Origin of the sequence: Limnohabitans sp. Rim28, from assembly GCF_000293865.2 — a bacterium.
Classification (GTDB): domain Bacteria; phylum Pseudomonadota; class Gammaproteobacteria; order Burkholderiales; family Burkholderiaceae_C; genus Limnohabitans_A.
The window spans coordinates 47,012-71,935 of the sequence record NZ_ALKN02000003.1; the positions used below are offsets into that span (position 1 = coordinate 47,012).

The window sequence follows — 24,924 nt, forward strand, 5'->3', positions numbered from 1 at the left end:
CCTGACCGGGGCCTTTACACTCACAAGCTATGCCATCAGCCCCTTCCAAGCGTCCAGCCCTCAGCGGTGCGGCCCGCCACGCTGCCGCCAAAAAGCCCCAAAACCCGGTGCCCAAAGGCCCGTCCTCGCACGAGATCCGCATCATCGGCGGGCAGTGGCGGCGCACCCGACTGAAAGTGATCGATAAACCGGGCTTGCGCCCCACACCCGATCGCGTGCGTGAAACCCTGTTCAACTGGCTGGGCCAAGACCTGACGGACTGGCGTTGTGTCGATGCGTTTGCCGGTACGGGCGTGCTGGGCCTAGAGGCCGCATCGCGCGGAGCGGCCCATGTGCTGCTGGTTGAGCAAGACGCTGTGTTGGCGCGCGATTTGCAAAACAACGCCACCCGCCTCCAAGCCAGTAGGGTCAGCGTGCAGCGCGGCGATGGTGTCGCCGCCTTGCTGCGCTTGCCCACCGCAAGTGTGGACCTGGTTTTCATCGACCCGCCTTTTGATGGCCCCTGCTTTGAGCCCGCCCTGAAAGCTGCAGCCCGTGCTGTGCCCGTGGGCGGCTGGATTTACCTGGAAGCCCCGGTGGCTTGGCCTGCCGAGGCCCTGGGGGTTTTGGGTTTGCAGTGTGAGCGCCACCTCAAAGCGGGTGCAGTCCATGCGCATTTGCTGCAACGCACCAGCCTGGAGCCTTTGCCAACCGTGCCCGTCACAAGCGCCATGCCCGCCACGCACACACCTGAAGGAGAAACGCCATGAGCCGATCTGCCCCCTCTGGCACGCACCATGAAGACCATGCTGCCGTGATTGCTGTTTATTCCGGCACCTTTGACCCCTTGACCCTGGGCCATGAAGACGCGATCCGCCGCGCCGCCAAGATGTTTGACCAAGTCATCATCGCGGTGGCCGTGGCGCACCACAAAAAAACGGTGTTCACCCTGGACGAGCGTGTGGCCTTGGCGCAAGCCGCATTGGCCGATTGTCCCAATGTCACGGCCCTGCCTTTTGATGGCCTGATCGTGGAATTTGTGCGCGCACAAAACGCCCAGGTCATTGTGCGTGGCCTGCGCTCGGTGACCGATTACGACTACGAAACGCAAATGTCCGGCATGAACCGCCATCTGGCCCCAGAGGTGGACACAGTGTTCTTGCACACCAGCGCGCATGTGCAGCACATCAGCAGCACCTTGGTACGCGAAATCGCCAAACTCGGCGGCGATGTATCCGGTCTGGTGTCCGCCCCCGTGCTGAATGCCTTGCAGGGCAAAGTCGCGACCAAGCATTGAGCTTTAAACCTCGGCGCCTTCCACCAAAAAGCGCACCCGCTTTTGCCCTTGCCACTCATCGGCGTCCAAGCGGTAAGCCAGTTTCACCCTTGCAGGCAGCGGCTCGGTGCGGCCAAACCAGATGCCGTCCACCGGCTGGCCTTGGTGTTTCATCTTGAGGGACAGGTGTTTTTCGCCCACCAAGCGTTGCGACACGATCTCGATCTCTTCGCAAAACACCGGTGGCGCAAAGCCTTGGCCCCAGACTTCGTGGTGCAGCATGTCCACCAGGTCCACCCGGCGGTATTCTGCGGGCAGTGGCCCATCGGTTTCCAGTCTGCGCTGCAGCGTGGCCGCATCCAGCCATTCCAGGGCCACTTGGTTCAGCGTCTCCTCGAACACATCCAGATGCTCTTCGGCAATGGTGCAGCCCGCTGCCATGGCATGCCCGCCAAAGCGCAGCAAAACGCCTGGGGCGCGCTTGGCCACCAGATCGAGCGCGTCGCGCAAATGAAAACCTGCGATCGAGCGGCCTGAACCCTTGAGTTCGTGCTCCTTGCCCGGCGCGCTGCTGGCCGCGAACACAAAAGTGGGGCGGTGCAGCTTGTCCTTGATGCGCGAGGCCACGATGCCCACCACGCCTTCGTGGAAGTCCGGGTCGAACACGCAAATGGCGGGCGGCGGCTCGTCGCCCTCGTCAAACAGCGACTCGGCCATCTCCATCGCCATCTCGCGCATGTCGCCCTCGATCACGCGGCGTTCGCGGTTGATCGCGTCCAGCTGCTTGGCCAGCTCGTCGGCGCGGCCCGCATCGTCGGTCAGCAGGCACTCGATGCCCAGCGTCATGTCGGCCAGACGGCCCGCGGCGTTGATGCGTGGCCCCAAAGCAAAGCCGAAGTCAAAGGTGGTGGCTTTGGCGGTTTCGCGGCTGGCGGCCCGCATCAGCGCCGACATGCCCGGGGGCAGGGCACCCGCACGCACGCGGCGCAGACCTTGCGCCACCAGGCGGCGGTTGTTGGCATCGAGCTTGACCACGTCGGCCACGGTGCCCAAAGCCACCAGCGGCAGCAGGGCGTCTAGCCGCGGTTGGTTGCTGGCATCAAAAATACCGCGCTGGCGCAGCTCGGCACGCAGGGCCAGCAACACGTAAAACATCACGCCCACACCGGCGATGGATTTGCTGGTGAAACTGCATCCGGGCTGGTTGGGGTTGACGATGACGTCGGCCGTGGGCAGTTCGCTGCCCGGCAAATGGTGGTCGGTGACCAGCACCTGCAGGCCCAGGGCTTGTGCGGCTTGCACGCCCGCCACGCTGGCGATGCCGTTGTCCACCGTGATCAACACATCAGCCCCTTGTGCGTGCACCCGCTCGGCAATCGGCGGTGTCAGGCCGTAACCGTCCACTACCCGGTCGGGCACCAGATAGCGCACGTTCTGGGCGCCCAGCATGCGCAGACCGCGCACGCCGACGGCGCAGGCGGTCGCGCCATCGCAGTCGTAATCGGCCACGATGCACAAGCGCTTGTTTTGCGCGATGGCATCGGCCAAGAGCTTGGCCGCCTCCAGGGTGCCCATCATGCCGGCCGGAGGCAGCAGCAGGTTCAGCGCGTCGTCGAGTTCGTCTTTGGATTGCACGCCACGGGCGGCATACAAGCGGGCCAGCAAGGGGTGGATGCCCGCTTGTTCCAGCGCCCAGGCGCTGCGGGGGGGCACATCTCGGGTGAGCAAATTCATGGGGCGGTCAGTTGGTGATGAGGGCTTGAAGTGCCGCAGCAGGGGAAGGTTTGTTGAACAGCCGGGTGATTTTTTGGTGCCAAGCGGCAGGGGCAGCAGTGTAGGTGTGGGCCGCGTGTTCGCTGCACAAACTGAGGGTGATTTGACCGGTGGTCTGCAGGTGTTGTAAGGCATCGGCCACGGCCGTGGCATCCAGGTGTTGCCAAGCTTGGCGCCAAGCCTGCACATCCCCCCTCAAGGCACTGCTGCGCAGGGTGTCTGGCATCTTCACGGCTGGGGTCGCCGAGTTGAATTGGCCACGCAAGACGCCAGCGCCATGCAACCAGAACGCGTTCACGGTGTGCTGTCTGCGGGCCTCGCGTGCGTCGTTCACCGGGTGGTTGTAAAGCAGCATCTGCATTTCGCTTTGCAGGCGCTGAAACGGCCTTGTGGCCGGATGGTCTGGCATCCAATTTTTGACATTTTGGCCGATCACGCGGTCCAACGAAACGGTGGGCAGATCGGTCAACAGCGCGCCCTGAACGTGCCATTGCAAAGCGCTTTGCCAAGTCACTTGCAAGCCGTCTTCCAATAAAAACGCTTGCATGGCCTGCAGCAATTGCTGGGATTCTTCGTCCGACAGGTGCAAATGCTCTGGGTCGGCCATGACCACTTGGTCCATGCCGATTTGCCAGTGGCAGGGCGTCATCCAAGCTTGGGGTACGGGGTCGACTTGACCGGGGAGGCTGTCTTGGGAAGATGGCTTGTTTTGCCAAGCTGCCCAAGGCAAGGAGAGGGCATCGTGCGCCCAACCCAGGGTTTGAGCCCGCAGCCGCTCATGCGGCATGTGCAGGGCCATGTGGGTATCGGCGTCCAGCAAGGTTTGTTGGTGCTGTAGCCGACCGAGCAGGGCTTGCAATTGGGGCAGCTCTAAACCGGCGAAGACCTCAGGGCCGGTGAGGGCGTGGCTGGCCGCATAAGGAAGGATCAGGTGCATGGGCGTGGATTGTCGCAGTTGCTCAGTCCGCACTGCACAATATGGGGCTATGTCTTGGATCAAAAACATTCCCTACGAGCTGGCGCTCGGCTGGCGCTACACGCGTGCAGGCCGCGCCACTCGGCGCAATGGCTTCATTTCCTTCATTTCGGGGGTGTCCATGATGGGCATTGGCCTGGGTGTGGCGGCGCTCATCATTGTGCTGAGCGTGATGAACGGCTTCCAAAAAGAAGTGCGCGACCGCATGCTCGGTGTGGTGTCGCACATCGAGGTTTACGCGGTGGATGCCGCTGCGGTTGCCGATATGCCTGCATTGCTGAAGCGCCTGAAAGCGCACCCCCAAGTGCTGGGCGCCGCACCTTTTGTGACCGCGCAGGCCTTGCTGGCGCGCGGCGAGGACATGAAAGGTGTGCTGGTGCGCGGCATAGACCCTGCGCTGGAGCCCGAGGTCAGTGATTTGTCGATCGACACACAGGTGGGGGTGCTCCAGCGCCTGCTGCCCGGCGAATTCAGCCTGGTGCTGGGCCGCGATTTGGCCAACAACATGGGCTTGCAAAGTGGCGATCCGGTGACACTCGTCTCGCCGTCCGGCCAGGTCACGCCTGCGGGCGTGGTGCCGCGCATGAAGCAAATGGGCGTTGTGGGTACTTTTTCTTCGGGACACTACGAATACGATTCTGCCTTGGCCTTGATGCACGTCGAGGACGCTGTTCGGATGTTCCGGTTGGAAGGCCCCAGCGGCGTTCGTCTGAAGCTGCGCGATTTGCACCAAGCGCGTGAGGTGGCGCGTGACCTTCAACTGGATTTGGGACCAGGCTTTTTTGTGCGCGACTGGACGCAGCAAAACAAAACTTGGTTTGCGGCTGTTCAGGTCGAAAAACGCATGATGTTCATCATCCTCACCCTCATCGTGGCCGTGGCCGCTTTCAATTTGGTCAGTACCTTGGTGATGACGGTGACGGACAAACGGGCCGACATCGCGATCTTGCGAACGCTGGGGGCCAGTCCGCGCAGCATCATGGGCATTTTTGTTGTGCAAGGTGCCACCGTGGGTGTGATTGGCACGATGAGCGGTTTGTTGCTGGGCCTTTTGGTGGCCTTCAACATCGACGTGATCGTGCCCGCGCTGGAGACACTCTTTAACGCCAGCTTTTTGCCGCGTGACATCTACCTCATCAGCCGCATGCCGAGCGAGCCCCTGGCCAGTGACATCTGGCCGGTCGCCATCATCTCCTTGGTGCTGGCTTTTGTGGCCACGCTCTACCCCAGTTGGCGTGCCAGCCAAGTCAACCCAGCAGAGGCGCTGCGCTATGAATGACACCCAAAGCACGGTGGTGCTTCAGGCTCAGGGTCTGACCAAGCGCTTCACCGAAGGCCGTTTGGACGTGACCGTTTTGCAAGGCGTGGACTTGACGGTGCACTCGGGCGAGACGCTCGCCATCGTGGGCGCTTCGGGTTCGGGCAAAAGCACCTTGCTGCATTTGCTGGGCGGGCTGGATGCGCCCACACAAGGCTCGGTACAGCTCAAGGGCCAGTTGTTGTCGGCCCTGAGCGCGACCGAGCAAGGCCAGTGGCGCAACCGCTATTTGGGCTTTGTTTACCAGTTTCACCATTTGCTGCCCGAGTTCAGCGCACTCGACAACGTGGCCATGCCGCTGTGGATTCGCCGGCAGGACCGTGCCGAAGCTGCCGCCTTGGCCACCGGCTGGCTGCAGCGCGTGGGCCTGGGTGAGCGCCTGCACCACCGCCCATCGGAATTGTCGGGTGGCGAGCGCCAGCGCGTGGCCTTGGCCCGCGCTTTGGTCAACGACCCGGCCTGCGTCTTGGCCGACGAGCCTACAGGCAACTTGGACCGCGAAACGGCTGACGGCGTATTTGCCTTGATGCTGCAACTGGCCCGAGAGCGCGGAACCGCCTTTGTGGTGGTCACGCATGACCCGGCATTGGCCGCTCGCTGCGACCGGCAGTTGCACCTGGTCAAGGGTGTTTTGCAAGCGCCCGTCTGATTCTTCAAAGCCTCCATGTGGATCGACACGCACTGCCACCTGGACGCGGCCGAGTTTGCCGCCGACCGCGATCCGGTCCGCGAAGCGGCCCAACGTGCCGGCGTGACGCGCTGCGTGATCCCCTCTGTGCACGCGGCCCACTGGCCCCAAGTGGCGCAATTGGCCCAGCGGCATGGCGACGCTTACGCCTTGGGCATCCACCCCCTGTATGTGCCACAAGCGCAAGAATCGGATCTGCTGGCGCTGGACCACGCTTTGTCCGAGCGCAGCGGCGATCCGCGCTTGGTGGCCGTGGGTGAGATCGGTTTGGACTTTTTTGTGCCCGAGCTTTGTACGCCGCCCATGCGCCAACGCCAGTGGTTGTTTTACAGGGGGCAACTCGGGCTCGCGCAAAAACACGGTTTGCCCGTCATCTTGCATGTGCGGCGCTCGGCCGATTGGTTGCTCAAAGGCTTGCGCCAGTGCCCGGTGGTTTCTGGCATTGCGCATGCGTTCAATGGCAGCACGCAACAGGCGCAGGCCTTTGTGGACAGGGGCTTTGCGCTGGGCTTTGGCGGCACGCTCACCTATGAGCGCTCATTGCAGCTGCGCCGCTTGGCCTGCGAGCTGCCTTTGAGCGCTTTGGTGCTGGAGACCGATGCACCCGACATTCCGCCGCAATGGCTTTACCAAACCGCCGAGCAGCGGGCGCTGGGTGCAACACAGGGGCGCAACAGCCCGGCCGAGTTGCCCCGCATCGCGCAAGTACTTGCCGACTTGCGCGACCTGTCGCTGGCCGACTTGGCGGTGGCCTCCTGCGGTAATGCCCGCCGTGCCTTGCCCAAGTTGGCCGGTCTGTAACATCTCGCGCCATGACCCGAAAAAAATCCTCTGCTGCCAACATCAAATTGCCCGAAGTCAATTTCTCAGAAGACGGCGCCATCCGTTACCTGCACCTGGGCACCGAATGGATTCAGGGCTCGATGTTTTTGGACCGACCCTACGACATTGAACTGGAATATGTGCAGCGCATGTTCGGCTGGCTCTTGTTCATGCCTCCCAGCGAAGTCAAGGGCGCACACGCCATGCAGCTGGGCTTGGGCGCAGGCACCATCACCAAGTTTTGTTACAAAAAACTCAAGATGACCTGCACGGCCGTGGAATTGAACCCGGGCGTGCTGCATGCTTGCCGAGGATGGTTTCGCTTGCCGCCTGACGACGCGTCTTTGCGTGTGGTGCTGGCCGATGCGTCGCTTGAAATTCAAAAGCCAGAGTGGCTGGGTACGGTGGATGCGCTTCAGGTCGACCTGTACGACGATGAGGCCGCTGCACCTGTTTTGGATTCGTTGGATTTTTACCGCCACTGCCGCGAATTGCTGACCCCACAAGGGATCATGACCGTCAACTTGTTCGGCCGCTCTTCGAGCTATGCCGAGAGTTTGGCCAAAATTTCTGCAGCGTTTGGCGAAGACGCCATCTGGGCCTTCAAGCCCACCCGCGAGGGCAATGCCATCGTGTTGGCACAACGCACGCCCAGCCGCCCATCCCGAGAGGCCCTCCAGCAAGCGGCCTCTGCGATTGAAGAAAAGTGGGGCTGGCCAGCCGCGAAATGGCCCCAAGTTTTCAAACCCTTGACCCGTTAAAGTGGTTTTTGGGCTTTACAAGGCCCTGAATATCAGGGTAAACCATAGGCCGGTCACCCCCGGGACATAGGTGTAACCCACATCACTTTGGCAAGTGGATTCCCGCAGAATTGCGCCAACTCAAATCAGAGGAGCGCTATCGTGATCATCAAGAGTCAAAAAGACTTTTTCTCCGGACTGCTGTACGCCTGCGTCGGCGGTGCGTTTGCCATCGGTGCCACCGGTTACAAAATCGGCACCAGTGCACGCATGGGCCCCGGCTTCTTCCCCTTGCTGTTGGGCGTGATTTTGGCCCTCATCGGTCTTTACATCATGTTCAAGGCCATGGTCGTCAAAACACCCGATGGCGACAAGATTGGTTCATGGGCCTGGAAGCCCTTGGTCTTCATCATTGCGGGCAACGTGCTGTTTGGCATTTTGCTCGGCGGTTTGCCCAGTTGGGGTGTACCGGCCATGGGTTTGGTTGTGGCCATCTTTGGCACCACCTTTGTGGTGAGCTTGGCGGGTGACACCTACAAGGTCAAGGAAGTGGCCATCTTGGCCACCATTTTGTCCATCGGTTGCTACTGCGCGTTCGTGTTGCTCTTGAAGCTGCAGTTCCCAGTTTGGCCCACCTTCATCACCGGTTGAGGAGAAATAATTCATGGACTTGTTTGACAATCTCGCGCTCGGTTTTGGGGTGGCGTTCACCTTCCAAAACCTGATTTACGCTTTCATCGGTTGCTTGTTGGGCACCTTGATTGGTGTGTTGCCTGGCGTGGGCCCCGTGGCCACCATCGCCATGCTCTTGCCTGCCACTTATGCGTTGCCACCCATTGCGGCCTTGATCATGCTGGCCGGTATTTATTACGGCGCGCAGTACGGCGGCTCCACCACCGCCATTTTGGTGAACCTCCCGGGCGAAGCGTCCTCTGTGGTGACCATGATTGACGGTTACCAAATGGCCCGCAAAGGCCGTGCGGGTCCAGCCCTGGCCGCTGCCGGCATGGGTTCGTTCTTTGCAGGTTGAGTGGGCACCTTGATCTTGGCGGCTTTTGCTGCGCCCTTGACTGAAGTGGCTTTCAAGTTCGGCCCTGCCGAGTATTTCTCTCTGATGGTCTTGGGTTTGATCGGCGCCGTTGTTTTGGCTTCGGGCTCTTTGATCAAGGCGGTCGGCATGATCGTTTTGGGCCTGCTGATGGGCCTGATCGGTACCGATGTGAACTCCGGTGTGGCGCGCTACAGCTTTGACATCCCTGAGTTGACCGACGGCGTGGGCTTCATCGTGATTGCCATGGGCGTGTTTGGCTACGGCGAAATCATCTCCAACTTGTCCAAGCCCGCGGAAGACCGTGAAGTCTTTACCGCCAAGGTTACCGGCTTGATGCCCACGGCAGAAGATTTCAAACGCATGGTGCCAGCCGTTTTGCGCGGTACCGCTTTGGGCTCGGCGCTGGGTATCTTGCCCGGTGGCGGTGCCTTGCTGGCGGCTTTTGCGGCTTACACCATCGAGAAGAAAACCAAAATCAAAGAGGGTGAAGTGCCCTTTGGTCAAGGCAACATCCGTGGTGTGGCAGCGCCTGAATCGGCCAACAATGCCGCTTCGCAAACCTCGTTCATTCCTTTGCTGACCCTGGGCATTCCGCCCAATGCGGTGATGGCTTTGATGGTGGGTGCGATGACCATTCACAACATCCAGCCTGGCCCTCAGGTCATGACCAGCAACCCCGAGTTGTTCTGGGGCCTGATCGCGTCGATGTGGCTCGGCAATGCCATGCTCATCATCTTGAACTTGCCCTTGATTGGCATTTGGATCAAGTTGCTGTCGGTGCCTTACCGTTGGTTGTTCCCCGCCATTGTGTTGTTCTGTGCTATTGGCGTTTACTCGACCAACAACAACACCTGGGACATCTGGATGGTGGCCATGTTTGGCGTGATTGGTTACGTCTTCATCAAACTGGGCATGGAGCCAGCACCTTTGCTGCTGGGCTTCATCTTGGGCCCGATGATGGAAGAAAACCTGCGCCGCGCCATGCTGCTCTCGCGGGGTGACTGGAGCGTCTTTGTGACCCGTCCTTTGTCCGCCAGCTTGTTGGCGGTCGCCTTGCTGCTGTTGATCATTGTGACCTTGCCATCGATCAAGTCCAAGCGCGAAGAGGCTTTCGTCGAAGACTGATGTTTCTTTGCACTTAAGCTACAACGGCCTCTTCGGAGGCCGTTGTCTTTGGTGCGCATCATGCAGGTGCAGACCATGGTCTTGTCACTTGGGTTCAGCGCGCGCAAATGGCCTCTGAGAAAATCATTTCCCATATGGCTGCGTCAGTCATCGACCGGAACATCACCATGAAAAAACGACATCTCCTGCGTGGCCTGTGCGCCGCCACTTTGGCTGTGGCCAGCTTGGGACTGGCCCAGGCTCAGACCTACCCCACCAAGCCCGTGCGCTTGATCGTCCCTTTTCCAGCAGGCGGCGCCACCGACTTGTTTGCCCGCACTTTGTCGCAAAAGATCAGCGAAAAACTCGGCCAAACTTTGGTGGTGGAAAACCGCCCAGGTGCCGGCGGCACTTTGGGCGCCGACCTGGCTGCCAAGGCCAGCCCCGATGGCTACACGCTGCTCTTGTCCACCTCCAGCACGCACTCGATTGGCCCCAACCTGAACCCGCGCATGCCTTACGACGCGGTGCGCGACTTCACGCCCATTGCCCATTTGGGCAACGCACCCAGCATCATGCTGGTGCCCAACAACTCGCCTGCCAAAACCGTGAAGGAGTGGGTTGACTACGCCAAGAAAAACCCCGGCCGCCTGAACTACGCTTCGAGCGGCAACGGCACCATCGTGCAGTTGTCGGCCGAGCTCTTCAAGGCACAGGCCGATGTGTTCGTGGTGCACATCCCCTACAAGGGCACGGCGCTGGCCATCCCCGACCTGATTTCCGGCAAAGTGGACGTGCTGTTTGACAGCTTGCCCACCGGCATGCCGCATGTGCGCGATGGCCGCTTGCGTGCCCTGGGCGTGACCACCCTCAAACCCACGGCGCTCGCACCGGGCATCCCGGCCATCGCCGATGTTTTGCCCGGCTACGAGTCCAACACCTGGTTTGGCTTCTTTGGCCCCAAAAATCTGCCTGCCGAGGTGGTCAGCCGCATCAACACCGCGGCCAACCAGGTGCTCAAAGACCCTGAAGTGATGGACAAATTGTTGCGCTTTGGCATTGAGCCGATAGGCGGCACACCCGCCCAGTTCACCACCATGTTGGCCAGCGAATCGGCCAAGTGGAAAAAGATCATCACCGAACGCAAGATCACCTTGGATTGACATGAATTTCGATTACCAGTTCCCCTACACCAGCACCCGCTTGCCGCTGTTTGCGCGCAATGTGGTCTCGACCTCACACCCTTTGGCCGCGCAAGCCGGTTTGCGCATGATGCTCAAGGGCGGCAACGCGGTGGATGCTGCCATTGCCGCCGCCGCCGTCATCACCCTGACCGAGCCGGTCAGCTGCGGTTTGGGCTCGGATGCATTCGCCATTTTGTGGGATGGCAAAGAGCTGCACGGCCTCAATTCGTCTGGCCCGGCCCCCGCGACTTGGACGCCCGAGTACTTTCACCGCAAATACGGTGCTGAGACCAAAACACCCCCCAAGCGCGGCTTTGACTCGGTCACCGTGCCGGGTGCCGTGGCAGGTTGGGTGGCGCTGAGTGACCGCTTTGGCAAACTGCCCTTTGCAGATTTGCTGGAGCCCGCCATCGAGGTGGCCGAGCGCGGTTATCTGATTCCGGTGGTGGTGCAGCAAAAGTGGGCCGCCGCCACGCCCGAGTTGCAATCACAACCGGGCTTTGCACAAAGCTTTTTGCCCTGGGGCCGAGCGCCTCAGGTGGGCGAGCTGTTCCAATTCAAAAACGCGGCGCGGGGCCTCAAAGCCATCGCGGCCACCAAAGGCCAGGCCTTGTATGGCGGCGAGATCGCGCATGCGATTGAAAAGTTTGCCAAGGACAACGGCGGCAGCATCACCGCCAAAGACCTGGCCGATTTCAAGCCCGAGTGGGTCAAGCCCATGGCGCAAGACTACCGGGGCTACACCCTGCACGAGATCCCGCCCAACGGGCAGGGCATCGCTGCACTCATCGCCTTGGGCATCCTGTCCAACTTCGACCTGGCGAGCCACAAAGTGGACAGTGCCGATTCGCAGCATCTGCAAATCGAAGCCATGAAACTGGCCTTTGCCGACCTGTACCGCTACGTGGCCGATCCGCGCTACATGGAATTGCCACCCGAGCAAATGCTGGACCCGGCTTATCTCGCCAGCCGCGCCAAACTGATCGACATGAAAAAGGCGCAAAACTTCAAAGCGGGCAATCCGGTCAAGGGCGGCACGATTTACCTGACCGCCGCCGACGAAAACGGCATGATGATCAGCTTCATCCAGAGCAACTACATGGGCTTTGGTTCGGGCGTGGTCGAGCCCACTTATGGCATCAGCATGCAAAACCGGGGCCACGGTTTCAGCACCGATTTGCAGGGCCAAAACCCCGCCAATTTGGTGCTGCCGGGCAAGCGCCCCTTCCAGACCATCATTCCGGCCTTTGTCACCAAAGACGGCCAACCTGTGATGAGCTATGGCGTGATGGGCGGCAACATGCAGCCCCAAGGCCACATGCAAACCCTGGTGCGCATGCTGGATTACGGCCAGAACCCGCAAGCCGCGTGCGATGCACCGCGCTGGCGCTACAACACGGGCTTGAACATCAACGTCGAAGCCGCCATGAACGCCCAAACGGTGCAAGAGCTGATCGCACGCGGCCACCAGCTGGACATCATCAACGACTCTTACCAAGACTTTGGCGCGGGCCAGTTCATCTGGCGCATGGGCGATCCGGCGGTGCAGGGTTACCAGGTGGCCAGCGATCCACGCCGTGATGGGCAGGCGGTGGGCTTTTGATGCGCCGTTGGCTGCTGCACTTCGCCATGGTGGGCATGGGCACCATGGCCTGTGCCGCAGCCGCCGCGCAGCCCCTGTCATGCGGCGTGGTGCTCATGCACGGCAAGTGGGGGATGCCTCAGTCGCCTTACCTCAAACCCGTGGTTCAAAAACTCGAACCCCATTGTCAGGTCAAGCTGCTGGAGATGCCTTGGTCACGCCAACGCTTGTATGACCAGCCCTATGCCGACGCTTTGACACAAATTCGCGAGGCTGTGGCCGAACTCCGTAAAGCCGGTGTGCAGTGGGTGGCCGTGGGGGGGCAGAGTTTTGGTGCCAATGCATCCTTGGCTTACATGGCGCAAGTGGGCGATGCGGACGCCATACTGCCTTTGGCACCCGGTCATGTGCCCGAAGTTTTTTACCAAATTTCTGATGTGCGCCGCAGTGTGGATGCTGCTCGCCAGTGGGTCAAATCTGGCAAAGGCGATACCCAGGTCGAGATGACCGACATCAACCAAGGTCAACGCCGCTTGGTCAAAACCTCCGCCGCATCGTTGTGGAGTTATTTCAACCCCCAAGGCTGGGGAAATATGGGATTGAGCGCTGCGGCTTCCCGCAAGCCGGTGCCGGTTTTTTGGGCCATTGGCACCTTGGACCCTTTGCATGGTTCGGGCTCGACCGAGATTTATCAAAAGTTGCCAGCGCACGCTGACAGCCGCTATTTGGTGGTGCGTGCCAATCATGCCAATACCCCCGAAGTGTCTGCAGATGAGTTGCTCGCTTGGGTGAAAGCCCGGATCGGTCGCTGAGTGATGCAGGTTGAAGCGCCTTCCAAATTGACCATGGGTCTGATGCTGGCAGCAGCAGGCTCCATGGCTTTCAGCGGCAAGGCCATCATCGTCAAGCTGGCTTACCGCCACGGCGTCGATGCGGTCACGCTGCTCATGCTGCGGATGCTGTTTGCCTTGCCTTTTTTTCTGCTCATGGCCTGGTGGGCTGGGCGGGGCAAAGCGCCCCTGACCCGGGCCGATTGGCTGGGCGTGGTGGGTCTGGGGTTTTGCGGTTATTACCTGTCGAGCTTTCTGGATTTTTGGGGCCTCGAGTTCATCACTGCCTCGCTGGAGCGGCTGATTTTGTACCTCAACCCCACGCTCGTATTGCTGCTGGGTTGGATGTTGTTCAAAAAGCGCATCACCCAACGCCAAGGCGTGGCCATGGCCATCAGCTATTCGGGCGTTTTGCTGGTGTTTGGGCACGAGCTCGGGCTGGCAGGGCCGCACGCGGCTTGGGGTGCTTTGCTGGTCTTTTTGAGTGCGGTCACCTACGCGGTGTACCTGACCTACAGCGGCCAGTTGGTTCAACGCCTTGGCGCCTTGCGATTGGCAGGGCTGGCCACCAGCGTGGCGTGTTTTTTTTGCATCGTGCAGTTCGCATTCCTGCAGCCCATGACGGCCGTGCAGGTGCCCGAGGCGGTGTTGTGGCTGTCTTTTTTGAATGCCACGGTTTGCACCGTTTTGCCGGTCTTGTTGGTGATGATGGCCATTGAGCGCATTGGACCCGGGCTCACGGCGCAAACCGGCATGATCGGCCCGATGTCCACGCTGATGATGGGCGTGTGGATTTTGGGTGAACCTTTCAACATGTGGATCATCGCTGGGACCGTGTTGGTCCTGGGCGGTGTGTTTAGGGTCACGCGGCCTTCAGACCGCCAACCATAATGCGGCCTTTGAGCCGTATAACTTTAACTTCAGGAGATTGACATGGACTTGGGCATTGCAGGCAAATGGGCTTTGGTGGGTGGCGCAAGCAAAGGCTTGGGCTGGGGTTGCGCACGGGCTTTGGCGCTGGAGGGTGTCAACGTGGTCATGGTGGCACGCGGCGCGGAAGTGCTGAACAAAGCCGTGGACGACTTGCGTGCTGAGACGGGTGGCAAGGTGCAGTTGATTGGCGTGGCCGTGGACATCACCACCGAAGCCGGGCGCGAAGCCATCTGGAACGTGGCGGGTGGCCCCGGCAAAGACTACGACATCGTGGTGACCAACGCAGGCGGCCCGCCGCCTGGCGACTTCCGCGACTGGAACCGCGAGGCCTGGCTCAAAGCCATCGACGGCAACATGCTCACCCCGATTGAACTGATCAAGGCCACCGTGGACCGCATGGCCGCACGCGGCTTTGGCCGCATCATCAACATCACCAGCAGCGCCGTGAAGGCCCCTATCGATGTGCTGGGCCTGTCCAACGGCGCACGCAGCGGCCTGACGGGCTTTGTGGCCGGTGCTTCGCGCAGCGCCATTGCCGCCAAAGGCGTGACCATCAACAACTTGTTGCCCGGCAAATTCGACACCGACCGCATCCGCGCCACGCTGCCCGCCATGGCGCAAAAGCAAGGCAAAACGGTCGAAGAGTTGCGCGTGATCCAGCAAGCCCAAATCCCCGCTGGCCGCTACGGCAACCCCCAAGAGTTCGGTGCCATCTGCGCCTTCTTGTGCAGCCAGCACGCGGCCTACATGACAGGCCAAAACGTGTTGGCCGATGGTGGGGCTTACGCCGGGACGTATTGAAGACACGCACTGGTTTTTAGCGGCGCATCCACTGGCGATGGTTCGCCGCGCATGTTGATGCTCTCGCCCCTCACTCCAGCAAGTCTGCTTCGGTACGCACCAGATCGTTCCAAATGGTCTGGAAGTGCAGCCAGCCGATGTATTCGCTGCCGACGTGTTCGCGGCTGTAGCGGGCGCGGTCTGGGGGCACCAGGCGTGGGGTTTGGCCTGTGGCCATCACGGCCAGTTGTTGCTTGCAGCAGCGCTCCAGCGCGATGAACCAAAAGGCTGCGGCCTCGATGCTGTGTCGGCTGGCGGTGAACAGGCCATGGTTTTGGTGGATGGCGGCTTTGACGCCCTTGAACCAATCGGCCACCTTCAGGCCGGCCTTGACCTCGACCGCCACTTGACCGGCTTCGTCGCCAATGACCACATGGTCTTCAAAGAAAGCCGCCGCGTCTTGCGAGATGGGCAGCAGCGGCTGGCCGAGCGAGGCGAAGGCCGTGCCGTACACCGTGTGCGCATGGCACATGGCCAGGATGTCGGGGTGCGCCTCGTGCACGGCGGCGTGCAGCACAAACCCGGCGCGGTTGACCGCATAGTCGCCCTCGATCACTTGACCCTGGTGGTCCACCAAGATCAGGTTGGACACCTTGACCTGCGCAAAGTGCACCGCCATGGGGTTGGTCCAGTACAGGTGCGGGCGCTCAGGGTCGCGGATGGTCAGGTGCCCGGCAAAGCCGTAGTCCAACCCGGCGCGGGCAAAGGCCCGGCAAGCCCCGGCCAGGCGCTCTTTGAGGTACTGGCGGTGCTGGGCATGGTTGTCAAAACTGGGGATGCCCGGGAACAGCAAACCGGCTTGATCGGGTTGGTAAATCGACACCTTGGGCTCGGTCAAGGGGTCAAAGCGGTGCTCTGAGGGCAAAAAATGGTGGGTGCTCACGGGTGGTCCTGAAAAACGAAAGGGCTTGAAACCCGATATTCGCCCGATTGGTGTGCCTTGACAAACGGTGAATGCTCATGGAAACATGAGATCAATTCATCTGAAAACCATTCGCATGAGAAATCTTCCACCTTTAGCCCGCTTGCGCACCTTCGAAGCGGCTGCGCGCCTGCAGAGTTTTGCTTTGGCCGCGCAAGAGCTGCACCTGACGCCTTCGGCCATCAGCCACCAGATCCGCGATTTGGAAAAGTACTTTGGGCGGGCGCTCTTCGAGCGCCATCACCGCCAAGTGCAGACCACGCGGGAGGGGCAGCGTCTGTTTGAGAGCCTGGACCGTTTGTTTGGCGCCCTCGAAGCCAGTTGCGCCGAGGTGCAGTTGCCCACGCAGGACCAGGTGCTGGCGGTGCACTGCGCGCCCAGTCTGGCGCTCAAGTGGCTGGGCCCGCGCTTACCCAGTTTCATGGCCTTGAACCCCACGGTCAACATCCGGCTGACCACGGGGGCCGAGCCGCTGGATTTGGGGGCGCAGCGCGAGATCGATGTCACCATCTCCTATGGCCCGCCACGCCACAGCGCCGGGCTCGATGTTTGCGCCTTGGGTGATGAGCACATCGCACCTCTGGTGGCCCCGCTCCTGCTGCAGCGCGACGAGTCGCCCGAGCAGTTGCTGGCCCGTTGGCCTTTGATCGATTCGCAGCTCAGCCCCGTGGGCTGGCCGCAGTGGTTTGCCTTCCACGACCTGTTGATGCCGGTACGTCCAAGACCGTCTTTTGACCGTGCGGCCATGGCGATTGCAGCGGCGGTCGACGGCATGGGGGTGGCGCTGGAGAGTACGCGACTGGCCGCGCGCGAGATCGAGCGTGGCGAGTTGGTGGTGTTGGGCGCAGACGGCTGGCCCGCCTTGGTGCGCCCGGTGCATTTCATGAGCGTGCGCCAAACCGACCGCGCACGCGGTGCCACATTGGCCTTTGTGCAGTGGATGCAAGCGCAAGCGGGGTTGGGCGATTCAGCGCCTTGAGGACACCCAGATCCCACCAATGATCAACGCAAAGGCCAGCGCGTGAAACAGTTGTGGCAACTCGCCCAAAAAGGCGGCTGAGAAGATGGCCGCAAAGAGCGGGGTGAGGTTGGCAAAAAAGCCGGCCACCGCCGGGCCTGCCTGCTGGACGCCCAGCCCCCAACAGCGGTAGGCCAGCACGGCCGGACCCACGGCCACAAAAGCCAACGCGGCGATCAGTGGCCAGCCCCAGGTGATCTGCGCATCGGTCAGGCCCCATTCCATGCCCGCGAACAGGCCGGACCATGCCAAGCCAAAGACCACTTGCGCCAGCAAAAACGCTGCCCAGTCTTTGCGAATGGCCTCGGGCTCGTCACGGCGGGTGAGCATCCAGCTGTACCAAGACCAGCAGGCCGTGGCCAGCAAGATGAACAGATCACCCACCACCAAACGCACGGCCATGAGCTGTGTCCAGTCGCCCCGCGAGAGCACCACCAACACGCCCACAATCGACAACACCGCCCCATAGACTTGGGCCCGCCGCACCGGCGCCTGAAAAAACAGGGCGCCAATGCCCAGCATCCACACCGGACCACTGGCGGCCACCAGGGTCACGTTCAGCGGCGTGGAGGTTTGCAGGGCCAGGTATTGCAGCGCGTTGTAGCAGCCCACGCCCAACAAACTGAGCAAGGCAAAACGCCGCCAGTGGGCCCACAGGCCGCTGCTGCGCCGCAGCACCCAAGCCGCCAAGGGCAGCAAGATCACGAAGGCCACGGCCCAGCGCAAAAAGTTGAGGGTGATCGGGGGCACCAAGTCGGTGACCAAGCGGCCGACCACGGCATTGCCCGCCCAGAGCAATGGGGGCACCGTCAGGAGCAAAGCGGTGACGGGAGAAAGTTTTTGAGACATGCGGCACTTTAGCGATGTTCGGGTTTTCCCGCTGTCGCCCAGCTGTCCCCACCCCGGACTCCGGCATGAGATTCGTGGCAAAGTCACGCACAGTTTGTAATCAACCCTACAGGAGAATTTCCCATGAGCCTTGCAGTCCAGATCGACCAAAACGGCGGTCCCGAAGTCATGAAGTTGGTCGACGTCACGGTCGGTGAACCCGGCCCCGGCGAGATCCGCATCCGCCACAAGGCCATTGGCCTGAACTTCATTGACGTCTACCAGCGCGGTGGTTTGTACCCACTGCCCATGCCCCTCAAATTAGGCATGGAAGGGTCGGGCGTGGTCGAAGCTGTGGGCGAGGGCGTGACGCACCTGAAAGTGGGCGATCGCGCAGCGTATGCCAGCCAGCCACCCGGCAGCTACTGTGAAGTGCGCGTGATGCCCGCCAAGTGCGTGTGCAAGTTGCCCGATGCGATTTCCTTCGAAACCGGCGCGGCCATGATGCTCAAGGGCCTGACCGCGCAATACCTGCTCAAGCGCACGCTGCCCCAAGGCGGCCTCAAAGCCGGTGACTTTGTGTTGTTCCATGCTGCTGCGGGTGGCGTGGGCCTGATCGCTTGCCAGTGGGCCAAGGCCCTGGGCCTGCGCTTGATTGGCACTGCCGGCAGCGATACCAAATGCGCTTTGGCTTTGGCCAATGGTGCCGAGTTTTGCATCAACTATGCCACCGAAGATTTCCAGGCCAAGGTCAAAGAGATCACCGGTGGCAAAGGCGTCAAAGTGGTTTACGACTCGGTGGGCAAAGACACTTGGGACAAATCACTGGATTGCTTGGCCCCCTTTGGTTTGATGGCCAGTTTTGGCAATGCCTCAGGCCCTGTGGCCCCGTTTGCGCCGGGCATCCTCGGACCCAAGGGTTCGATCTATGTGACGCGCCAAACCCTGTTCAGCCACATCACCACCCGCGAGAACACGCAGGCCATGGCCGATGATTTGTTCGAAGCCGTGACCAGTGGCAAGGTCAAGATCCACATCGAGCAGACCTTTCCCTTGGCAAAAATTCAGGACGCACACATCGCTCTGGAAGCCCGCAAAACCACGGGTTGCACCATCATCACTTTGTGATGTGCGGTATCGGTGCTCTGGTACCGATCGCTTGGGCTGGCCCATAAAAAAACCGCTGACTTGTAAGAGTCAGCGGTTTTTTTTGGTTCAAACGCAGGATCAAGCGGCCAGCTTGGCCTTGGGCGCAATCGTTTCGAGCGCGCCGCGCAACAGCTGCAAGGTGCGCGGCACATCGTGCCATTTGTCCAAACCAAACAAGCCCATGCGGAAGGTGCGGAAGTCGGCCGGTTCATCGCACTGCAGCGGCACACCTGCAGCGGTTTGCAGGCCCAACGCCAGGAACTTCTTGCTGCTCTGGATGTCCGGGTCGGTGGTGTAGCTCACCACCACGCCTGGGGCTTCAAAGCCGGGCGCTGCCACACTGGGGAAACCGTGCTCCAAGAGCAATGAGCGCACTTGGCGGCCCAAGGCCATCTGCTCGTCACGCACTTTGGCAAAGCCATAGGCTTCGGTTTCCAACATGGTTTCTTGCAAGCGCTGAAGCGCGTCCGTGGGCAAAGTGGTGTGGTACATGTGGGCCCCACTTTCGTAGGTTTCCATCACTTGCAGCCACTTTTTGAGATCCATCGCAAAGGTGGTGCTGGTGGTGGCATCAATGGCTTGGCGGGCGCGTTCGCTCAACATGACCATGGCGCAGCAAGGCGAGCTGCTCCAGCCTTTTTGCGGTGCGCTGATCAACACGTCTACGCCGGTGGCCTTCATGTCCACCCACATGGCGCCCGAGGCGATGCAGTCCAGCACAAACAAACCACCCACCGCGTGCACCGCATCGGCCACAGCTTTCAGGTAGTCGTCGGGCAGGATCATGCCGGCCGAAGTTTCCACATGCGGGGCAAACACCAAAGCAGGTTTTTCTGCGGCGATGGCGGCGGTCACTTCTGCGATCGGGGCCGGGACCCAAGCGGATTGGGCGTGGTCCGTGACGCGGCGGGCCTTGAGCACGCTGTGGCTTTTGGGAATGCGGCCCATGTCAAAAATTTGCGTCCAGCGAAAGCTGAACCAGCCATTGCGGATCACCATGACATGCTGGTCGGTGGCAAATTGTCGGGCGACAGACTCCATGCCAAAGGTGCCGCTGCCAGGAACCAAAGCGACCGAATGGGCACCGTAGACGGTTTTCAGCATGCGCGAGATGTCGGTCATCACGCCGCCAAAGCGCTTGGACATGTGGTTCAGGGCGCGGTCGGTGTAGACCACCGAAAACTCAAGCAGACCATCGGGGTCAATGTGGGGCAACAATCCGGGCATGGGGATCTCCGTGTTTTTCAATCAGGGGGGATGAGCTTACCTGAGTTCGCCCCGTTGGGTTGTGATGAGCCTTTGGCGGGTGTGTCTCAGCGACCGCGCCGCACGCGCAGGATTTCATCCAGGATCAGCAGGGCTGCGCCCACGCTGATGCCGGCATCGGCCACGTTGAAGGCCGGGAAGTGCCAAGCACCCCAGTAAAAGTCCAGAAAGTCGACCACATAGCCGTGCAGCAGGCGGTCCACCACATTGCCAATCGCCCCGCCCAAAATGAGCGAGATGGCCAAGCTGAAGAGTTTTTGGCCGGGATGCGACCAGAGCATCCAGACCATGAAGATGGCCGCTGCCACGCCAATGCCGGTGAAAAACCAGCGCTGCCAGCCGCCTGCACCCGCCAAGAACGAGAATGCCGCACCGTGGTTGTGCACCCGCACCAAGTTGAAAAACGAGGTGATCGGGGTGCTGTCGCCCAGCTGGAAAGCGCCCAGTACCAGCACCTTGGTGAATTGGTCGAGCACCAGCACCAACAGGGCCATGCCCAGCCAGAGCACCATGCCCTGGCTTTTGCTGGCGTGGCTTTTGCCAATTTTTTTGCTGCTGGCCATGGGTTTGCCTTGTCTGGGTTGTGCGTGAATGTCAGGCCACGCTGCGTGTTTCGCCAGTGCCGTGCAAGTTGCTCACGCAGCGCCCGCAAATCGTGGGGTGTGCGGCATCAAGGCCCACGTCGTCGGCGTAATGCCAGCAGCGCTCGCATTTGGTGGCTTGGCTGGCCACCACTTGCACGGCCAGTGGGTCTCCTGCCTGCAACGTCACTTTGGAGGTGATGAACACGAACTTGATGTCTGCACCCAAGCTGGCCAGCAGGGCGTGGTCAGCGGCGGGTGCGGTCAGTGTGATCTCCGCTTGCAAGGAAGCACCCACTTGACCTGCGGTGCGCAGGTTTTCAATGTCCTTGTTCACCAGGTCGCGGATCTCGCGGATGCGGCCCCATTTGCCAAGCAGCGTGGCATCGGCCGCGCCGAAGTCGGTGAAGGTTTCCAAGAAGATGGATTCGGACTTGCCAAATGTTGTCCAAGCTTCTTCGGCTGTGAAGGACAAGAACGGCGCCATCCAGCGCAGCATGCCGTGGGTGATGCGGTACAGCGCCGTTTGGGCACTGCGGCGGGCCAGGCTCTTGGGTGCGGTGGTGTACAGGCGGTCCTTGAGCACGTCCAGATAAAACGCGCCCAGGTCTTCCGAGCAATAAATCTGCAGCTTGGACACCACGGGGTGAAACTCGTAAGCGTCAAAGTGGGCGCGGATGTCGGCTTGCAGTTGCGCGGCACGCGCCAGCGCAAAGCGGTCGATCTCCAGCAGCTGGTCGTCGGGCACGGTGTCTGTGGCCGGGTCAAAGTCGCTCACGTTGGCCAGCAAAAAGCGCAGCGTGTTGCGGATGCGGCGGTACGAGTCCACCACGCGAGCCAGGATTTTGTCGTCGATGTTCAGATCGCCCGAGTAGTCGGTGCTGGCCACCCACAAGCGCACGATTTCCGCGCCCATCTTGGAGGTGATGGTTTGTGGCTCGACGGTGTTGCCCAGCGACTTGCTCATCTTGCGGCCCTGGCCGTCGGTGGCAAAGCCGTGGGTCAGAAGACCCCGGTAAGGGGCACGGTCGTAAAGGGCACAACCCAGCAGCAGCGAGCTGTGGAACCAGCCGCGGTGCTGGTCGTGGCCTTCCAGGTACAGGTCGGCTTCAGGGCCTTGGGCATGGAAAGGCGCCACGCCGTAGGCGTCTTTGTGGCTGGTGCGCAGCACATGCTGGAAGGTGGAGCCAGAGTCGAACCAGACCTCCAGGATGTCGGTGCTCTTGGTGTAGTGCGGGGCGTCGGCTGCGCCCAAAATCTCTTCCACCGTCACGCGGCTCCAGGCTTCGATGCCGCCTTTTTCCACGATGTCAGCGGCCTGGTCCAGGATGGCCATGGTGTTGGGGTGCAGTTCACCCGAGTCCTTGTGCAGGAAGAAGGGCACCGGGACGCCCCAGCTGCGCTGACGCGAGATGCACCAGTCGGGACGGTTGGCGATCATGTCGCGCAAACGGGATTGGCCATTTTCGGGGTAGAACTGGGTTTGTTCGATCGCGTCGAGTGCCAGCTGGCGCAGGGTCTTGGGCGCTTTGTCTTGGGTGAACACGCCTTCGCCCTCGTCCATGCGCACAAACCATTGGGCAGCGGCGCGGTAAATCACGGGGGTTTTGTGGCGCCAGCAATGTGGGTAGCTGTGGGTGATGGTCACAGTGGACAGCAAGCGACCCGCATGGCGCAGCGCGTCCAGCACCACGGGAATGGCTTTCCAGATGTGCAGCCCGCCAAACAGCGGGAAGTCTTCGGCATAGGTGCCGTTGCCTTGCACCGGGTTCAGGATGTCGTCGTATTTCAGGCCATTGGCAATGCAGGAGTTGAAGTCGTCCACGCCGTAAGCGGGCGACGAGTGCACCAGGCCCGTGCCGTCGCTGTCGCTGACGTATTCGGCCAAGTAAACGGGTGACAGGCGCTTGTAGCCTGCATCCACGTCATGGAGCGGGTGGCGGAAATTCAGGCCGCCCAGCGCCGTACCTTTGGCCGTGGCCAGCACGGTGCCGCCTTGCAGGCCAAAGCGCTCCAGGCATTTGTCGACCAGCGACTCGGCCAGCACCAGGCAACCTTTGTCGGTTTGCACCAGCGCATAGGTCAGCTCGGGGTGGGCGTTCAGGGCTTGGTTGGCAGGGATGGTCCAGGCGGTGGTGGTCCAGATCACGGCAAAGCCGCTTTGCCCAGCGGGAAGTGCATGGAGGCCAAAGGCCGCAGCCAATTTGGCCGCGTCGTCGGTTTCAAAGGCCACGTCCAGCGTGTCGCTTTGTTTGTCCTGGTATTCGATCTCGAATTCGGCGAGCGACGATCCGCAGTCAAAGCACCAGTAAACAGGCTTGAGGCCACGGTACACAAAGCCGCGCTCGATCACGCGTTTGAAGGCGCGGATTTCACCGGCCTCGTTGGCCGGGTCCATGGTCCGGTAAGGGCGTTCCCAGTCGCCGAGTACCCCGAGGCGTTTGAAGTCTTCGCGCTGTTGGCCAATTTGCTCTGTGGCAAAGGCGCGGCTTTTGGCCTGCATGTCGTCTCTGGAGAGCTTGCGGCCGTGCAGTTTTTCGATGGCGTTTTCGATCGGCAAGCCATGGCAATCCCAACCGGGGATGTATTGCGCATCAAAGCCCGCCAATTGCTTGGACTTGACGATCATGTCCTTGAGCACTTTGTTGAGCGCGTGGCCGATGTGCAGCTTGCCGTTGGCGTAGGGCGGCCCGTCGTGCAGCACAAACAGCGGTGCGCCTTGGCGGGCAGCACGCAGTTTTTTGTACAAACCACCGTCGTTCCACGCGCTCACCCAGCCCGGCTCGCGCTTGGGCAGGTCGCCGCGCATCGGGAAAGGGGTGTCCATCATGTTGATGCGGGTGTCGGGGTTCTGGCTTTTGTCGGTCATGGTGCGTCAAGTCGAGAGGGCTTCGACAAGCTCAGCCCGAGCGGCGGGCCGTTCGGAGAGTAAAGGGACAGGGGTGGGCCGTTTTTTCGTTCGCCCTGAGCCTGTCGAGGGCGGCAAACGAGGGCCAGAGCGTCAAATTCGGTCGCGGGTGGTTTGGCGGCTGGTTTCACCGTGGCGCGAGGCAAACCACGCTTGCGCGTCGTCGCAGTCTTTGGCGATGCCCTTTGTCAAGGCGTCCAGACCGTCGTATTTGAGTTCGTTGTGTAATTTATGCAGCAAGTCCACCCGAATGATTTTACCGTAGCCCCCCTCGGGCCCGAGCTGGGCGGGCCAGTCGAAGGCATGGGTTTCCAGAAGCACGCGGCCGCCGTTGACATCGTTCGGGTCGAGTGAAGGGCGGATGCCCAAATTGGCCACGCCCTTCAAGGGCTGATCGGCCAAGCCATGCACCTCAACCACAAAGATGCCGCTGGCCGCGGGCTTCCAGTGCGAAAAGCGCAAATTCAGGGTGCGAAAGCCGTCGCCTGCGCCCTGCGTTGTGGCGGCCAACTCGCGACCCAGTTTGCGCCCGTGCACCACATGGCCGCTGATGCTGTAGGGCCGTCCCAGCAGGGCCTGCACAGCGGCCATGTCACCCCGGTTCAGCGCTTCGCGCACGGCCGAGCTGGACACGCGCAGGCCACGCACCTCGTAGCTGTTCATGCGCGCCACGTCAAAGCCCAGGTTTTGCCCGGCAGCATCGAGCATGGCGTAGTCGCCCGCGCGCTGGGTGCCAAAACGGAAATCATCGCCCACCAGCACATAGCGCACGCCCAGGCCGCGCACCAGCACCTGCTGAATGAAGTCTTGGGGTGACTGGCTGGCCAGTCGTGCGTCAAAGGGCAGGACCACCACTTGGTCCACGCCGCAGCGCTCAAGCTCTTGCAATTTGTCGCGCAGCGTGGCGATGCGCGCTGGGGCCAAATCGGGCTGACTCAGTGCTTTGGCAAAGTAGTCGCGTGGGTGCGGCTCGAAGGTCATGACGCAGCTGGGCACGCCCCGGTGAGCGGCTTCGCTGCGCAACAGCGCCAGCATGGCTTGGTGGCCCCGGTGCACGCCGTCGAAATTGCCGATGGTCAACGCGCAGGCGGGTGCCCGATCGGGGTGATGGAAGCCGCGAAAAACCTTCATGTTGCTTGTGGAGTCCCACCGCCCA

22 protein-coding genes and 1 pseudogene are annotated in these 24,924 nt (G+C 61.3%); 15 read left to right on the plus strand and 8 right to left on the minus strand.

The annotated features are described in order from the left end of the window. The first annotated feature begins 29 nt into the window (after nt 1–29). Together rsmD and coaD are read left to right on the plus strand one after the other, a co-directional pair. Nucleotides 30–749: a 16S rRNA (guanine(966)-N(2))-methyltransferase RsmD gene (gene rsmD, locus B472_RS04555; protein ID WP_019425778.1), complete on the plus strand. Its 720-nt coding sequence runs from the start codon at nt 30–32 to the stop codon at nt 747–749. Next, nucleotides 746–1,276: a pantetheine-phosphate adenylyltransferase gene (gene coaD / locus B472_RS04560; protein WP_019425779.1), complete on the plus strand. Its 531-nt coding sequence runs from the start codon at nt 746–748 to the stop codon at nt 1,274–1,276. The genes rsmD and coaD overlap by 4 nt, the downstream gene beginning before the upstream one ends. A 3-nt stretch (nt 1,277–1,279) precedes the next feature. On the opposite strand, the gene recJ is transcribed toward coaD, so the two are convergent. Together recJ and B472_RS04570 are read right to left on the minus strand one after the other, a co-directional pair. Next, a complete protein-coding gene (recJ, locus tag B472_RS04565; RefSeq protein ID WP_019425780.1) occupies nt 1,280–2,989 on the minus strand; it encodes a single-stranded-DNA-specific exonuclease RecJ in 1,710 nt (569 codons plus the stop codon). 7 nt (nt 2,990–2,996) lie between these two features. Then, complete coding sequence (locus B472_RS04570; RefSeq protein ID WP_019425781.1) at nt 2,997–3,965, minus strand: hypothetical protein; 969 nt, start codon at nt 3,963–3,965, stop codon at nt 2,997–2,999. A gap of 49 nt (nt 3,966–4,014) precedes the next feature. Here B472_RS04570 and B472_RS04575 point away from each other — a divergent pair, with 49 nt between their 5' ends. The 11 genes and pseudogenes from B472_RS04575 to B472_RS04625 all read left to right on the plus strand — a co-directional run bounded on the left by B472_RS04575 (nt 4,015) and on the right by B472_RS04625 (nt 15,057). Then, complete coding sequence (locus B472_RS04575) at nt 4,015–5,283, plus strand: lipoprotein-releasing ABC transporter permease subunit (protein WP_019425782.1); 1,269 nt, start codon at nt 4,015–4,017, stop codon at nt 5,281–5,283. Next, a complete protein-coding gene (gene lolD, locus B472_RS04580) occupies nt 5,276–5,971 on the plus strand; it encodes a lipoprotein-releasing ABC transporter ATP-binding protein LolD (protein WP_019425783.1) in 696 nt (231 codons plus the stop codon). The genes B472_RS04575 and lolD overlap by 8 nt, the downstream gene beginning before the upstream one ends. A gap of 15 nt (nt 5,972–5,986) precedes the next feature. Next, the gene (locus B472_RS04585) at nt 5,987–6,811 is read left to right on the plus strand and encodes a TatD family hydrolase (RefSeq protein WP_019425784.1); all 825 of its coding nucleotides are present in this window, start codon (nt 5,987–5,989) and stop codon (nt 6,809–6,811) included. Nucleotides 6,812–6,822: 11 nt separating this feature from the next. Next, nucleotides 6,823–7,593 (plus strand): hypothetical protein, encoded by a 771-nt coding sequence (locus B472_RS04590; protein ID WP_019425785.1) that lies wholly within the window; start codon nt 6,823–6,825, stop codon nt 7,591–7,593. A 141-nt stretch (nt 7,594–7,734) separates the two neighbouring features. After that, complete coding sequence (locus tag B472_RS04595) at nt 7,735–8,223, plus strand: tripartite tricarboxylate transporter TctB family protein (protein WP_019425786.1); 489 nt, start codon at nt 7,735–7,737, stop codon at nt 8,221–8,223. 13 nt (nt 8,224–8,236) lie between these two features. Then, nucleotides 8,237–9,748 (plus strand): annotated as a pseudogene (locus B472_RS04600) (tripartite tricarboxylate transporter permease). 167 nt (nt 9,749–9,915) lie between these two features. Next, nucleotides 9,916–10,890, plus strand: a complete 975-nt coding sequence (locus tag B472_RS04605) for a tripartite tricarboxylate transporter substrate binding protein (RefSeq protein ID WP_026039309.1) — start codon at nt 9,916–9,918, stop codon at nt 10,888–10,890. A gap of 1 nt (nt 10,891) precedes the next feature. After that, nucleotides 10,892–12,514 (plus strand): gamma-glutamyltransferase family protein, encoded by a 1,623-nt coding sequence (locus B472_RS04610; RefSeq protein WP_019425790.1) that lies wholly within the window; start codon nt 10,892–10,894, stop codon nt 12,512–12,514. Next, entirely contained in the window at nt 12,514–13,305 is a 792-nt protein-coding gene (locus tag B472_RS04615) for a hypothetical protein (RefSeq protein WP_019425791.1), read from the plus strand. Before B472_RS04610 ends, B472_RS04615 begins: the two co-directional genes overlap by 1 nt. Before the next feature lie 33 nt (nt 13,306–13,338). Then, nucleotides 13,339–14,214, plus strand: coding sequence for a DMT family transporter (locus B472_RS04620; protein WP_369908179.1), 876 nt, complete (start codon nt 13,339–13,341; stop codon nt 14,212–14,214). A 42-nt stretch (nt 14,215–14,256) separates the two neighbouring features. Beyond that, nucleotides 14,257–15,057, plus strand: a complete 801-nt coding sequence (locus tag B472_RS04625) for an SDR family oxidoreductase (RefSeq protein ID WP_019425793.1) — start codon at nt 14,257–14,259, stop codon at nt 15,055–15,057. Nucleotides 15,058–15,127: 70 nt separating this feature from the next. Here B472_RS04625 and B472_RS04630 read toward each other — a convergent pair whose 3' ends face one another. Beyond that, nucleotides 15,128–15,979, minus strand: coding sequence for a class II aldolase/adducin family protein (locus tag B472_RS04630; RefSeq protein WP_019425794.1), 852 nt, complete (start codon nt 15,977–15,979; stop codon nt 15,128–15,130). A gap of 115 nt (nt 15,980–16,094) precedes the next feature. Here B472_RS04630 and B472_RS04635 point away from each other — a divergent pair, with 115 nt between their 5' ends. Next, nucleotides 16,095–16,997: a LysR substrate-binding domain-containing protein gene (locus B472_RS04635; protein WP_040505792.1), complete on the plus strand. Its 903-nt coding sequence runs from the start codon at nt 16,095–16,097 to the stop codon at nt 16,995–16,997. Here the strand turns inward: B472_RS04635 and B472_RS04640 are convergent. Beyond that, a complete protein-coding gene (locus tag B472_RS04640; protein ID WP_026039312.1) occupies nt 16,986–17,885 on the minus strand; it encodes a DMT family transporter in 900 nt (299 codons plus the stop codon). The two genes, B472_RS04635 and B472_RS04640, sit on opposite strands and share 12 nt — an antisense overlap. Nucleotides 17,886–18,008: 123 nt before the next feature. Between B472_RS04640 and B472_RS04645 the strand changes: the two genes are divergently transcribed. Next, nucleotides 18,009–18,992 (plus strand): quinone oxidoreductase, encoded by a 984-nt coding sequence (locus B472_RS04645; RefSeq protein ID WP_019425797.1) that lies wholly within the window; start codon nt 18,009–18,011, stop codon nt 18,990–18,992. A 99-nt stretch (nt 18,993–19,091) separates the two neighbouring features. Here the strand turns inward: B472_RS04645 and B472_RS04650 are convergent, their stop codons facing one another. The 4 genes from B472_RS04650 to B472_RS04665 form a co-directional block, all read right to left on the minus strand. After that, a complete protein-coding gene (locus B472_RS04650) occupies nt 19,092–20,240 on the minus strand; it encodes an aminotransferase class V-fold PLP-dependent enzyme (protein ID WP_019425798.1) in 1,149 nt (382 codons plus the stop codon). Nucleotides 20,241–20,326: 86 nt separating this feature from the next. After that, complete coding sequence (gene lspA / locus B472_RS04655) at nt 20,327–20,842, minus strand: signal peptidase II (protein ID WP_019425799.1); 516 nt, start codon at nt 20,840–20,842, stop codon at nt 20,327–20,329. A 31-nt stretch (nt 20,843–20,873) separates the two neighbouring features. Further along, entirely contained in the window at nt 20,874–23,729 is a 2,856-nt protein-coding gene (gene ileS, locus B472_RS04660; RefSeq protein WP_019425800.1) for an isoleucine--tRNA ligase, read from the minus strand. Nucleotides 23,730–23,861: 132 nt separating this feature from the next. Then, entirely contained in the window at nt 23,862–24,899 is a 1,038-nt protein-coding gene (locus B472_RS04665) for a bifunctional riboflavin kinase/FAD synthetase (protein ID WP_019425801.1), read from the minus strand. Nucleotides 24,900–24,924: the final 25 nt, after the last annotated feature.